The organism is Pseudomonas peli, assembly GCF_900099645.1.
In the GTDB taxonomy this organism is placed as follows: Bacteria; Pseudomonadota; Gammaproteobacteria; order Pseudomonadales; family Pseudomonadaceae; genus Aquipseudomonas; species Aquipseudomonas peli.
Genome location: NZ_FMTL01000014.1, coordinates 1 through 12,927 on the forward strand (window position 1 = coordinate 1; position 12,927 = coordinate 12,927).

Below are 12,927 nucleotides of genomic sequence, written 5' to 3' on the forward strand. Positions count from 1 at the left end.
ATGGCCTGCGGCTCTTAGATTTTCGCGGGCGCGAAAATCCTAGCCGACCGCGAAGCGGTGGGCGGCAAGCGGAGCGCTGCAGGCCTGGAAGGCCGAAAGGCGTTAGGGATTAAAGCCCGAAGGGGGCGAGACGCTGAGCATCAGCGGCTCGATGCGCAGCACAAAAGCCCGGCCGCCAGCAGGCGGCAACGCGCGAGGATTGGTATTGCGGCGTATCTAACTGATAACCGTGTAGCGCCGCTGCCGGTCGCCTTCACCAATCAGCAGGCTATTGCCCAGGACAAAGACCGGCTCGCCCTTCTTGACGGTATCGACCAGCCCTGACACGCGAAAGAACCCATCAGCGGTTTCCACAAGCGTCTCGCTCGATGACAGGGCACCGCCCTTCGCAATGCTTATGCTTACCAGAACGCCTACCGGCTGCGGGGTAGAAGCGCGCTCGGCTTCTTCGCGTATCCGCTGGCGGTAAGCTTCTTCCGAACCTGCCTCGATGACTCCCACGCGGTAGCGGACAAAGGCGCGCAAGGGCAGGAATAGGAAAAGCCAGCTAGCGCCACCGAACAGGCCGTGGATGAAGGCATAAGGGCCAGCTATGTACTTTGGCAGATCCTCGGCGGCGGTTTCCGAAGTGCCGTACAGGGCGCGGCCGACCCATTCAATCAGATCCAGCGGGCTGAACCCTACAACGCCGAGCCAATAAAGAACGGCGGTCACAGCGAGCGCCCAGCGAGAAACAAGAAGCCAGAAAACCCAAGCCTCTACAGTGGACGCGCGCGCAGCTTCATCAAGTCCGTTTTCCTTTTCCATGTATGCCTCCAACCGAGAAAGTGTATTGAACCGCAATTAGCTTACCGCTCACTAGCTAATGCGGGTTTGCAGTATGCCGGGCGCTTGCGCCCGGCCGATTTTCTAAACCTCAATCCCTGGAACGCGCGCCGGCTTTGCAGGCGCTGGGGGCTCGATCCACTGGCAACGCGGCAGGCCGCCCAGCGTGTCGCAATTAGGGGCAACCTTGCGCACCTCTGACGGCTCGGGCGCAGGATCTGCAGGCGCAGGACTCGCGCAGCCTGCCAGGAGGGCGGCAAGGGCGGCGAGGGCAGTGTAAAAACCTTGTGTCATGGGTATGCCTTGGCTTGAGTGGTTAAGGCCGGGCGCTTGCGCCCGGCTGGTTTTCTAGGCGGCGCGGAAGGTCAGAACGCCAGCGCGCAGGCCGCTGGTGAGTCCAGCCATGAACTCAAGCCCTGCCTGGGTGAACCCCTCCAGGTCGCGGAATTCACCGGCCTGAATCAGGGTGCGCAGGTGGTCGCGGTCGCCGTAGTAGCTTTCACGACTTCCGCGCAACCGCGCGGCCTCAGTAGGTACGGCCCGGACTTCACCCGATGGCATTAGGAAAAGATCCCAATTGCCGGAACCGCGAACCAAACACACGCGGTAGCTGTGCGGGCGGTGGATGGCGTAGGCGCGCAGGCCGGTTCCGGCGTACTGCTTGGCAATGCGTTCGGCCACGCGCTGCGCGCTTTCAAAGTAGGCATATTCAAACGCCTCGGCCTCGGCCTCGCATAGCCAACCATTGCCAGCCTTCCCGCTGTAGAACAGCGGGAAGCCCCCTTGTGTTGTCACCTTGACGATTGCGGGAGTCATTCCGTGTCTCCTTAAAGGGTTTCAGCCAGGTCGCTGGCGGCCTGCAGCACACTTTCCAGATTGGTGCTGTTGTCGGCCATTACGTCGCAGCCGTTGCCGTGGACAAACCACACAAAACCGGCTTTGGCGTCGCCACGGTAGGCGTAAAGGTAAGTTTCCTCGGTTGCGAAAACCTCGGCCATGATGGTGGCCAGGTCGGTGGTTTTTTCGGTGGCGAATTCTTCGCCGTCATAAACGCGGACGCTGTAGCCGGCTTCGATCAGCGACTTTGCCGCTTGGTTGATGATGCGTTTTTCGATTTGCTGGGTCTTCATCCTTGGAGCCTCGTTTCTTACGTTGACGGGGTGAAACTGGAAGGTCGTTATTGCCTCCCTTGGTGCGTATTATCTGGCTTTTGCCTATCTGTTGTCAACCACTTTCGGTTGTCTATAGATCAAAAAATTAGCCCGCCAACGAAAAGCCCCGGCCAGGTGGCCAGGGCTTCGCGCTCCTACTTAGTGCTTGGTCTGGTGCTTGGTGTTGAGTTGCGCGCTCCACTTACTCAAACAAGCGTCTTGGAGCAGCGCAGGGATGGCCGCAAGGCACGAAAGGAAAACTTCGGGCGGCAGTTCGCCCAGCTTGCTAAGCGGCGTTTTTAGCGCCGCCTGGGTGCGTGCATCAGCCATGGCCCTTACTCCCCTTTCGGTTCGATTGGGTCGGTCTGGGTGATGTGGAAAACGGCCACGGTGCGCGAGAACTTGTAACCCTCGGCCTGGCCTTCGCCGTTCTCGGCTTCCTTGCCCTTGGCGTTGATATAGGTGACAACCTTCACGCCAGTTTCACCCTTGCGCACTTGGCGGCCCTTGGCACGCCAGGCGTTATAGGTGAACACGTTTACGCGGGGCTCGACTTCTTCGCAGGGAATACCCTTAGCTTCAAAGCCTTCGTAAATGGCCTGGTAGTTGGCCACGCTGTTGTTTTCGGTCGCGTTCTTGAGCGCTTCGGCGGCGATCACTTCGCGGGAGAGGCGGGGGGCTTTGGTAGCGGTTTGAGTTTGCATGTTCTGGAACCTCTTTCTTACGTTGACGGGGTGAAACTGGAAGGTCGTTATTGCCTCCCTTGGTGCCTATTATCTGGCTTTTGCCTATCTGTTGTCAACCGCTTTCGGTTGTCGTCTGCATTCTTTTTTGCGCCTCGACGCCCTGGCTTTGGCATGCTTCTTGACGATCTGGGCCAAGCGTTTAGGGGTGCGTGCTTTGCTTTTCAATGAACACGCGCGCGAGCGCGCCGCCTCCTGCAGGACAGCGAAACACTCCAGGGCTAGGAGGCGATCCGTTCCAATGCGATGAGGGTTTGCGTGGCCCAGCGAAGCCGGAAGGCCGGCGCGATCAAGGGAGGGCACCGGAAGCCGCATGCGTAGCGCAGCCAGGCACTGGCGAGCAACGAACGGGTGAGGATGGCCAGCGCAGCGACCCTTGATCGGGAAAGCCGGCGTGTAGGCAGAGTGGCCCTTGAGCAAACCCCGCATTGGGGCGTGTCGCCGGCCTGGTGGTGATGGCCTGCGGCTCTTAGATTTTCGCGGGCGCGAAAATCCTAGCCGACCGCGAAGCGGTGGGCGGCAAGCGGAGCGCTGCAGGCCTGGAAGGCCGAAAGGCGTTAGGGATTAAAGCCCGAAGGGGGCGAGACGCTGAGAATCAGCGGCTCGATGCGCAGCACAAAAGCCCGGCCGCCAGCAGGCGGCAACGCGCAGCTACTGCAGCCAGGCACCATAAGAGCCCAGGATGGCGAAAACGACGATGGGGACGAACAGCAAAACGCGGTAGAAGCGGGGCCAATCGTTATCTGTGAAGCTGTCGAAACGGCCCCGTATGGCCTTCCAGAGCATGGGGAAATAACGCATGCGAGCCCTCCATTGGCCTCGTCAATCAGATCCTGCAGGCAGGGAAAGCGCCTTGCCTCCGTCCTGCCGCTGAACAATCTTAACGCGCCGCGAGCGACGGCCAGTGACGATATAAAGCACGTCGAAACCGGCCGGATCTAGCAGCGCAAGCTGCAGCGAATCCAGGGAGCTGCTGCCCGATTCATAGTAGCCCCAGGATCTGCGGCTACAACCAACGATTGCAGCGGCGGCCCCCTGCGACAGTTTCAGCCGCGAACACTCTTGCGCGAGACGGCGGCCTATCGCTTCCTTGGCCTCTGTTTTCTCCAGGCGCGCCACGGTTATTCCTTCTTGCTGGTTTTTGCAGGCGCTAAGCGCGAAAGAACATCCTGCAGCGACTCAAGCTGACCAGAAAGACGCGCAGCGTCCTGATTGGCTTGGTTGGCCAGTCTAACGGCTTCATCGCGCTCGCTCTGCAGGGTGGTGAAGCGTTCGGCCAGGCGGTGCGCTTCGCGCGCCGCACCTTGCTTTTGCTCGGCGTGGATCTGAACGGCCGCCTCGGCCTGAGCCGTTGCCGTGGCGAGCTGTGTTTGCAGCCCCTGCACTTCCAGGCCTCGGGCTTCAAGCTGCTCGTTTGCAGCGTCCAGACGCCCGCGAACGGTCGCAAGCTGCTCGTTGGTGCGCTCGATCTGCTCGGCCGCCACGTTCTTGACTTGATCCAGCTCGGCCAGGTGCAAACGGCGCGCTTCGCTCAACTCATTGCGCACAGCGGCGGCGTCTTCGTGGGCAATGGCGAGTTCGCCTTTCAGGTCTTCCGCTCGGCGCTCGATTTCTTGAGTACGGGCCTCAGCCTGCTGCGTGAGCGCTTCCTGACGGGCCAACTGCTCGCGCAGCGCCCTAAGCTCGCCGTCCTGCTGCTCGATCCGCTCCAGGGCATCGCCAAGATTCAAGGTTGCGACGTTGCAACGCTCTGTCGCTGTCTTGCATTCGCCCTCCAGGCGCTCGACTTCGCCACTAACTTCCTTGAGGTCGGCGGCAATTTCTTCTCGCTCGATTTGCCATTGCTGTTCTGCGCTGCGAAGGCTGGCGTTCGCCAGTTCCTGGGCGGTAGTCCAGACGGATGCAAGCGCCTCGCTCATGGCCTGCTGCACAGACTCAGGCACAGACACTGCCACCGGAACGGGGCGGGCGGTCTGCTGACGCTTCCACTCCCGCACGACGATGGTTGTTAGGTTCATATCTGTGCGAGCGATGGCGCGCACCTCGGACGCCGAGGGCATGCGCTCGCGGCCGCTCTCTGCATAAAGCTGCTCGGCGGCCTCAATGACGCGGGCGCGAAACTCGGGGGTGATTGCGCTATTCGGCTCCATGTAACACCTCTCGTCCAGCTCATAAGATAAGAATAATAATAATATGATTATTATTATTGTGCAAATCTTATTATTGATCTGCAGCATCCCGCGACGGCCGGCCCGCCGCGCGACGGTGGCCACCGCTGGCCGCTTTTCCAGCGCGAGCCCTGGGCGAGCCTGTAGCGCGCGAGCCGCGAACGGCCATCACGGCTCGTCTTTGCTTTGAAAACGGCTCCTAAGCGCCCGCAGGCGGCCTAGAGCCGTATAAAGAAGGGATGGCCGCCCCCCGGCCTAAATTCACGCTTCTAGGTCGTCCAGGCGCTGAGTAGTCATCAGCCTGGCGCGCACACGCGCCCGGTTGAGCGCGTAGCGCGATTTATCCGGGTCTTAGCGCCCGTAGGGTGGCCGAAGGCCAGGGCGGGCGTAGCCCGCGCCGCTTAGACGGGCTGTTGCAGGATCTTGAAGCCGCACACAAGGTAAAAAGCTTCCCGAAGGGGCAATTCTGCTTTTGCTTTGCTTTTGCTCTTGGTTGGCGGTGTTTCAGAATGAGCGCGGTACTGCAGACGACGCACAAAAACAAAGAGCGGGCGCATGCGCCCACATAGTTGCCGGGCATGGATGCCCGGCCTAGGCCGCCGAAGGCGGGGCGACTCCAGGGAAGGCCGTAGGCCGAGGAGGAGGGTAGGCGGCGGTTCGGCGCGGAAATTTCGGATTGACGCAGCCAGAGCGCTCCCAGGCGTTTTACAAGCTTGTTTTAATCATTTTTAAAGCTTGTTTTAAGAGCTTGTTTTAAACCTTGTTTTCGGCCGTGTAAGCCACTGATAAATAAGGCTTTTTTCGGCTTTATGGGGAAGGATTCCGGCCAAATAGGGAAGCTTTCCGGCTTTATGGGGAAGGATTCCGGCTTTATGGGGGAAGGATTCCGGCTTTTAAGGGGAGGGATTCCGGCTTATGGGGGAAACTTTCCGGCTGTTTTACAATACATATCAACAGCTTACGCACAGCCTTATCAACAGAAAGGGGAAAGGGATTGTATTCATTCCCCCATTGCCTTAGTCTTCACCTGCCAACAAGGAGGGGGATCTATGGCGGACTTAGACAAGAACAGGGTTTACCAGTCAAACAAGCTGATTGAGTCGTCTCATACGCTCACGCTCAACGAAAAGCGCCTGGTGCTCTGTGCGGCCTCGATGATCGATTCTCGCAAGCCACTTCCCAAGGATGGCTATGTGACGATTCAAGTTGAATCGTTCGCCTCGGTCTTTGGCATGGAAACGCGGCACGCCTATGAGGTCGTGCGTGATGCCTCCGACCGCCTCTTTAAGCGCGATATACGGCGCATGGAGCAAGGCAAAATTGTTGAGCAAATGCGCTGGGTCTACCACGTCAAGTACAGGGAAGGGGAGGGCTGTGTAGAGCTGGGTTTCTCGCCTACGGTGCTTCCGCACCTGACCAAGCTAAACCGCGAATTCACCAGCTACCAGCTAAAGCAGGTCGGCGGCCTCAACAGCTTCTATGCAATCCGCTTCTATGAGCTTATGTCGCAGTTCTACAAGATTGGTTCACGCGAGTGCGAACTAAGCAGGCTCCGCGAACTGCTCGACCTGGGCGACAAGTACCCCAGCGTCAAGGATCTGCAGAAGTACGTCCTTACCCCGGCGATGAACGAGGTGAACAGTCAAACGGATCTGACCGTCTCCCTGGAAGCGCGCCGCGCCGGCCGGCGCATCACCGGCTTTTCCTTCTCGATCAAGAAAACTGACCAGCTCGCGCTTTCTCTCTAATGGGGAAGGATTCCGGCTAGCGCGCTTGCTACTGCCGGCCACTCTATAGCCAACAGTACGGTATCGGCCTGCAGATCCTGCAGGCCGGGGCCACGACCCGGCCGACGCCTTCTAGCCAACAGTACGGGGCTCGCTGAGAGTTCTTCATCACGCGCAGCCTCAATGCCTAGCCAACAGTACGGTATCGGCCTGCAGATCCTGCAGGCCGGGGCCACGCCCTGGCCGACGCCTTCTAGCCAACAGTACGGGGCTCGCTGAGAGTTCTTCATCACGCGCACTAGCCAACAGTACGGTATCGGCCTGCAGATCCTGCAGGCCGTTGCATGCTCCCAGAAAGGGGGAAGGATTCCGGCTAGGCGGGAGCCGCTGCGCTGGCTGATCTTCTAGCCAATGTATGGGGGAAAGATTCCGGCTATGTGCGGTATGCCGAACAAAGGGGGAAGGATTCCGGCTAGCCGAACAACAAGGGCGAGCTGCTGCAGTAAAAACCTCGATCCCCTCGCCGGGATGGCAGAGGGCAGGGAGGTGAAGCTTTCCCTGTCCTCTACCAGAAGGGTTTGCAATGGCCCATAACAGCGTCAAGGGCCGCTGCGCTCGTCACCTGCGCCCGTTCCTGCTCGTCGCCGCCTTCGGCCGCTCCTGCGCGGGCTGCGGCCTTGGATAACGCCCTGGACACTGCCATAGGCCGGGGAGACGATTGGCAGGGAAAGGGGGAAGGATTCCGGCTAGTTTGGCCAGGGGGCTCTATTACCTGGCATTGCCGTGAGGCTATGGGGGAAAGATTCCGGCTACGTCCAGCCCCTCTAGATTTGAGGGGCGCGCTCTGGATAGGAAAGGGGGAAGGATTCCGGCTAACCGCTAGATGGCTGTAACCTGGCCCGCGTGTTAGAATTCGCACACGTTTGCATGGTTTCGACCTTGTGACGTTGACGTTTAAGCCCGGCTCACGAAAGTGGGTCGGGCTTTTTTATTGTTCGCCTTTCGGCTGCGCCGGCTTCTTCTTGGCCGGTTTCTTTTCTTGCTGGCTCTGCGCCGTAAGCTGCGCAACGGCCTCTTGAGATTGTTTGTACTTCTGGAACTCGGCCCACACGTTGGCGACGGCACGGTCTACCGACTGCCTGGACTTCCAGCCGAAAGCCTCGGCCACTTCGGTGAACTTCTTCCCCTCGACCATAGCTTGACGCGCCGCCTCGATCCGCTCGGCAGAGATACCGAGAAACGGCCGCACAGCTTCAAACTCAATCGCGGTTAGCGTCCTGCTCTTTGTTCGTAGGCTCTTGTCCGGGCCTCTCAACTTGCGTTCGGCCTGGCCGTTTTCGGCCGGGTCATTCTTGTTCGGCATACCGATTTGCTCCGCTTGTTAAACGCATGAAAGCGCCGGGGTACGGCGCTTTCTACTACTGCTTTCGCTGTTCTGCTGTTAGGCCTTGACGCTGCCCAGGATGTTCAGGAGGTTGAACTTGACACCATCCTCGCCGCCGCTCAGAAAAGCCACCAGCGCAAAGGCTCCGTGCCCCTCGTTGGAGAAATTGCCTGTACGGAAGCCCTGGATGACTGCCAGCGCCAGGTTCTTGCAATCGACGCCAGCGTCATAGAACGCATGCAGCCAATTTTCCACACCTTCGCGCTCGGCCTCGGCCATGGTGGAAAGCAGCGTCTTGGGATCTGCTCCGAACTCGAAAATATTAGTGTAGGCATTGCCCAGCACCTCCACCGGGGGCAGGGCGGGCGATTTGCTGCTGTCAAAACGCTCCTGCTCGTCGGCTTCTTCCTCGGCGTCTGGCGGCAGATCATCACCGGCGCTGTCGTCGTTACCCAACTCGTCGGCACCGGCCGCGAAAGTACGCTGCAGCTCCTGCAGGGCTGGGTCATCAGCCAGGGTCGCGGGCGGCACATCTTTAACCGGGCCGTTGACTTGGTGGCTCAGATCCGGGGGAGTTGCCACGTTCTCCGGGTTGCTCGGTGGGGTCTTCGGCTTGCCCTTTTCCTTGGTTGGCGGCTTAACCTTGTCCTTGCCTTTGTTGGCCGTTTCGCGGGCGCTCACGCCCTTTTTGCCGGCTTGGTCTTTCAGCTCGTTGACCGTCTCGCGGGCAACTTCCGGGTCTTTCTTCTCGATGGTCTTGAGGGTGTTAATAACCTCAATGTCTGCCGTGATGCCTTCCGATACCAGGCGCGCGGTTTGTGGTGGAAGCTCCAGCAGCGAAAGCCGCTTGGAGATCCAACTACGGCTTTTACCGAATTCCTCTACAACCGCTTCAATACTGCCCAGCTCAGCAATTTTCGCCTGCAGGACGCGGGCGTCATTGATATGCGAGAGGTTGAGGCGGAAAGCGTTTTCAGCATGCTGGATGCGCTCGATTTGGGCTTGAGTGAGCTTGCCGTAAACCATTGCCGGGATCGTCGCCAGTTCGGCGCGGCCGGTCGAGATTACGCGGCGCTCGCCGCAAATCAGGCGGTATGGTTCCGGGCCGTCCTCGTTCTCGCAAACAATGATCGGCTGCAGGACGCCCAGCGCTTTAATGTTGTTCGCCAGTTCATCCAGGGTTTGTTCTTCCGACTCCATTTCGTTGGGGTCGCGCTGCTGTGGCAGGATTTTAATGTCTGCCAGGTCGATCAGGCTGTACACGGCCGCGCCTGCATTTGCGGCGGCAACGATGCTGCCAATGCCGCCCATGTTCATCATGTCGGCCATGCCGGCGAATGCGCCGGGCTTCTTGGTGGCGTTCTGGGCCTTGCTCATTTCAATACTCCCAGGCTGGAAAGAATGTGTTGGGTCGCGGCCTTCCATTCCTCGGCGGCGCGCTTATGGCCTGAGCCACGGACGCCACGCCAAACCGGCTTATGGCGTGCAATGGATTGCTTCACGGCCGCTCGATCCCCGAGGGTGAAAGGCAAAATGTGGTTGCCGAACTGCTCGCGCAGATTATTGAGCGCGTCCATTTCCTCGCCGCTGGCGGTGTTGACCTTCGACGGAAGCAGGCCCAGGACTTTCAAACGCGGATTGAATCCGTTCTGAGTCACTGCGCGCAGCCAGTTCCACAAGTTGGCCAGAGGCTCAGCCTCGTACAGGCCGACCGAGAAGGGGCAAACAACCGCATCGGCTGCAATCAAACCCGCAATGGTCATGGGCGGGTTTTCGCCCAGCACGCCGGGGGTGTCGATAATGCAGAGGTCGTAACCATCAGCAAGGGCGCGCAGGTTGCGGCCGGGCCGCTTAATGCCCTCTTGGTTGTCGCCGGAAAGGCGCGACAGGTTTGCATCCTTGCGGATGATGGCCAAGCCAGGGCCGAGAATTTCCGGGGTAATGACCGCATCAGGCGCAAACAGCATGCTGGAAGTCGATGCTTCGCCCTCATGCTGGCCGGTCGCCGGGAAGGAAGCCGAAAGGCTCCCTTGCGGATCGAGGTCTACCAGCAGAATGCGCAAGTTCGCATCTACGCCGGCATAGGCTAGGTTTGCGCATACGGTGGACTTACCGACGCCGCCCTTCTGGTTCACAACAACAAGTTTTTTCATGGTTTGGAATATCCGTTTGCCTGGTTGACGTTGTGTTGCAGGGCGGTCTTCTACTTGCCGCCGCAGTACAGGCACCATATTAGGTGCCCGCTCCGCTGTTGTCAACCGTTTTAAGTTGTCAATTGTTCAGAATTTGCGGCTTTTTTATCAAGCCATTCGCGCAGGTAACGCGCCGCTGCCAGTGCGTTGCCGGTGATCTTGCGAACGTATGGCTTACCCTCGCGGCTTGGGCTCCACTTGAAAGCCTCGGCCTTCATCATCTTCCGCGTTTCCTCGTCCGGCTTTTGGTCGAAGGTGAAGATTATCCGGTTTTCCTCTCGGTCTTCACGGTAGATATAGCCAACGCCCTGGATCTGCTGGGCGGGTCTTGCGGCCAGCGCCTCTAGTTCCTCAATCCGCTTTTCAATCCGGCGCATGTTGCCGTTGTTGTTGGTGAACACATACGGCGCGAAGCCAATGCGCCGGCAGTGGTCGGGTTTCTGGATGCTCTCCGCTTGCTCTACCGAAAGCCCGAGAGCGATTAGCTCGGCGGTTTTCTGCTCCTGGCTCTTGGCATTGCTGCGAATGATGACATTGGCTTTCTTCATGGTCGCATGCGAGGACTGTAAACCCTCCAGCTCGCGGCGCAGCTTCTGGATGGCCTCCGGGTCATCGCCCGAAATTCCGCCAGTGCCTACGGCCGCCGCCTTGCGCTCGTAATGGTCGGCCTTGTCGTCGGCCTGAATAGCCTTGCGCATGTTGCTGTCTTGGCGCTTGAGCGCGGCGCGGTGCCGCCCCTCGGAGTGATGGCCTACCAAAATCGGCTGGCCCATCGGGATTGCTTCGACAGCCTGGCGCGCAGCCTGGAAGGCTCGGCCGCTTTCGGTGCGGGCCTTCTCGGCTCGGTTCTCTAGCGACTCTTTGCGGGCCTGCTGACGTTCTTCATAGCGGTTTGTCATGGTGAACCTCTTGGACATTGACGGGTGTTTCTGGCCGGTCGTTATTGCCTGCCTTGACGCCCATTCTCTGCCAGGCTCAGCCTGTTGTCAACCGCTTTCGGTTGACGTAAAGCAAAAGCCCGGCGCATGCCGGGCTAGATTCAGAACGGGGAGGGCAGCTTAATCAGCGGCCCAACGGTTGATAGCCTCTTGAATGTCAGGCTCTACCGCCGCCAGCTCAACCGCATGCCGCCCATGGCGCAGCATGACGCCGAACAGGTCAGCCATGCGCGAGGCGTCGGGGTGTAGCTTGTGGCCTGGCCCGCTGGCGGGGTTTGCATTGCAGCACCGTTCAAGCGCTGCGGTTATCTGTTCCCTGGTGATCGTGGCAGCCATCTATTGCACCTCCAGATTTTCGCGCCCGCGAAAATGCGCACGCAGCTTGAATCGGTCTACTTGCGTTAGATCCTGGGCGGGATCGCCACGCTTACGCGCTTCGGGGGGATGTAGAGCCCGCCCGGCGCTGTCCAGCCTTCGCCCTCGGCCTCAATCCTCCAAGCCCGAAAGCACTTAGGGCATTGGTACTCATTACGCGGCAACTGCACGCCACTCGAAAGCCTGCAGAATGCTTCAAGGTCGTCACTGTGCCCACACTTGCACGCTAGCAGGACAAAGCCCCACGAATCAGCCAGGCGGGGGTTAGGTCGTTCTGGGTTTATCTGCTCGGTGTTCGGGCCTGGCGGCTTTGCTGGGCCGATTCTGAGCCAGTCGGCAACCTGGGCGGGTGTCGCCTTCCAGGCCTCAAAAAACGAACGCGGCGGGGCTTTGGTCAAGCGACGCTTAGCCTCTTTGAGTGCGCCGGCCTTGTCGGTTGCGCGGACAAATACCGTTGCCTTGTAGTGCGGCCGCTTGGGCGGCCCCTTCGTCACTCGCACGCCGTACCAGATCCAGGCCGGCAACTGTTCGCCCGACATAATGCTAGGGCTCCTTATGGAAGCCCCGGCGCTTGGCCGGGGCTTGGATGGTGCTTAGAGCGGGTTATCGTCCAGGCCTGCATAATCGGCGCTTGCTGGCGGCAGATCCTCGGGCGGATTGCCGGCCGGCGCGTCGGCGGTGCGCTTCTTCTCCAGGGGCTCAATGCGGCCGTGAATCTCGGTCGTGTAGCGTTTCACGCCGTCTTTCTCCCACTCGCGGGTTTGCAGCTCGCCGTTGACCAGCACATAAGAGCCCTGACCCAGGTACTCGCCCACAAACTCGGCGTTCTTGCCCCAGACAACAACGCGGTGCCATTCGGTGCGTTCAACCCACTCGTTGGTTTCCTTGTTCTTGCGGCTTTTCTTGGTGGCCAGGGTGACGGTGGCCACGGCGGTTCCGCTTGGCGTGTAACGCACTTCCGGCGCTGCGCCCATATGCCCGATCAAGCGGACTTCATTCACTGATGCAACCATGGGGTGACTCCTTTCATTGCTGGGGTAGTGATGCCCCGAAACGCTCGGGGCGGGGTTTGGTTACTGCTCGATGCGCTCGATAGCGGCGAAGAATGCCGCGAAGGCCTCGGCGCGGCTATCCAGATCCTCGACCGGCTGCAGGTCGTCATGGTGGAAAACCACAAACCAGCGGCCGCCTACTATTGTCTTGTCGATGATACCGCCCAGAGTCGGGTGATTACGGGTCGCCATGCCGCCTGGGTAGGCCTCCGTCCAGCCCTCGGGCAGTGCATCCGGTGTTGCTTTATCTTCGCTGCGCATGGCGGCTCTCTTGGTTCGTTGACGGGGTGAAACTGGAAGGTCGTTATTGCCTCCCTTGGTGCGTATTATCTGGCTTTTGCCTATCTGTTGTCAACCGCTTTCGGTTGTCGT

The 12,927-nt window shown here is 59.7% G+C and carries 15 protein-coding genes; 1 reads left to right on the forward strand and 14 read right to left on the reverse strand.

Going from position 1 to position 12,927, the window contains the following annotated elements; translation table 11 throughout:
• Positions 1–216: 216 nt before the first annotated feature.
• From BLO50_RS21355 to BLO50_RS21380, 8 genes are all read right to left on the reverse strand, one after another.
• The gene (locus BLO50_RS21355) at positions 217–807 is read right to left on the reverse strand and encodes a hypothetical protein (protein WP_090256284.1); all 591 of its coding nucleotides are present in this window, start codon (positions 805–807) and stop codon (positions 217–219) included.
• 366 nt (positions 808–1,173) lie between these two features.
• Positions 1,174–1,641 (reverse strand): hypothetical protein, encoded by a 468-nt coding sequence (locus BLO50_RS21360; RefSeq protein ID WP_090256285.1) that lies wholly within the window; start codon positions 1,639–1,641, stop codon positions 1,174–1,176.
• 11 nt (positions 1,642–1,652) lie between these two features.
• The gene (locus BLO50_RS21365) at positions 1,653–1,955 is read right to left on the reverse strand and encodes a hypothetical protein (protein WP_090256286.1); all 303 of its coding nucleotides are present in this window, start codon (positions 1,953–1,955) and stop codon (positions 1,653–1,655) included.
• Positions 1,956–2,135: 180 nt separating this feature from the next.
• On the reverse strand, positions 2,136–2,306 hold the full coding sequence (locus BLO50_RS21875) for a hypothetical protein (RefSeq protein WP_167354493.1): 171 nt from the start codon (positions 2,304–2,306) through the stop codon (positions 2,136–2,138).
• 5 nt (positions 2,307–2,311) lie between these two features.
• Entirely contained in the window at positions 2,312–2,680 is a 369-nt protein-coding gene (locus BLO50_RS21370) for an ArdC-like ssDNA-binding domain-containing protein (RefSeq protein WP_090256287.1), read from the reverse strand.
• A gap of 690 nt (positions 2,681–3,370) precedes the next feature.
• The gene (locus BLO50_RS21880; RefSeq protein ID WP_167354494.1) at positions 3,371–3,520 is read right to left on the reverse strand and encodes a hypothetical protein; all 150 of its coding nucleotides are present in this window, start codon (positions 3,518–3,520) and stop codon (positions 3,371–3,373) included.
• A gap of 21 nt (positions 3,521–3,541) precedes the next feature.
• Positions 3,542–3,838, reverse strand: coding sequence for a helix-turn-helix domain-containing protein (locus BLO50_RS21375; RefSeq protein WP_244152930.1), 297 nt, complete (start codon positions 3,836–3,838; stop codon positions 3,542–3,544).
• Between the two features lie 2 nt (positions 3,839–3,840).
• Positions 3,841–4,956: a DNA-binding protein gene (locus BLO50_RS21380; RefSeq protein WP_143003860.1), complete on the reverse strand. Its 1,116-nt coding sequence runs from the start codon at positions 4,954–4,956 to the stop codon at positions 3,841–3,843.
• 980 nt (positions 4,957–5,936) lie between these two features.
• Here BLO50_RS21380 and BLO50_RS21385 point away from each other — a divergent pair.
• On the forward strand, positions 5,937–6,635 hold the full coding sequence (locus BLO50_RS21385) for a replication initiation protein (RefSeq protein ID WP_090256289.1): 699 nt from the start codon (positions 5,937–5,939) through the stop codon (positions 6,633–6,635).
• A 967-nt stretch (positions 6,636–7,602) separates the two neighbouring features.
• Here the strand turns inward: BLO50_RS21385 and BLO50_RS21390 are convergent.
• The 6 genes from BLO50_RS21390 to BLO50_RS21425 form a co-directional block, all read right to left on the reverse strand.
• Positions 7,603–7,977, reverse strand: coding sequence for a TrfB-related DNA-binding protein (locus BLO50_RS21390; protein ID WP_090256290.1), 375 nt, complete (start codon positions 7,975–7,977; stop codon positions 7,603–7,605).
• A 78-nt stretch (positions 7,978–8,055) separates the two neighbouring features.
• A complete protein-coding gene (locus BLO50_RS21395; RefSeq protein WP_090256291.1) occupies positions 8,056–9,423 on the reverse strand; it encodes a ParB/RepB/Spo0J family partition protein in 1,368 nt (455 codons plus the stop codon).
• Positions 9,372–10,151 carry a ParA family protein gene (locus tag BLO50_RS21400; RefSeq protein ID WP_090256292.1) on the reverse strand — a complete coding sequence of 260 codons (780 nt, stop codon included), beginning with the start codon at positions 10,149–10,151 and terminating at the stop codon, positions 9,372–9,374. The genes BLO50_RS21395 and BLO50_RS21400 overlap by 52 nt, the downstream gene beginning before the upstream one ends.
• 110 nt (positions 10,152–10,261) lie before the next feature.
• Complete coding sequence (locus BLO50_RS21405) at positions 10,262–11,089, reverse strand: DUF3560 domain-containing protein (protein ID WP_090256293.1); 828 nt, start codon at positions 11,087–11,089, stop codon at positions 10,262–10,264.
• 1,007 nt (positions 11,090–12,096) lie between these two features.
• Positions 12,097–12,516 (reverse strand): single-stranded DNA-binding protein, encoded by a 420-nt coding sequence (gene ssb, locus BLO50_RS21420; RefSeq protein WP_090256296.1) that lies wholly within the window; start codon positions 12,514–12,516, stop codon positions 12,097–12,099.
• A 60-nt stretch (positions 12,517–12,576) separates the two neighbouring features.
• Complete coding sequence (locus tag BLO50_RS21425; protein ID WP_090256297.1) at positions 12,577–12,816, reverse strand: hypothetical protein; 240 nt, start codon at positions 12,814–12,816, stop codon at positions 12,577–12,579.
• Between the last annotated feature and the right edge of the window lie 111 nt (positions 12,817–12,927).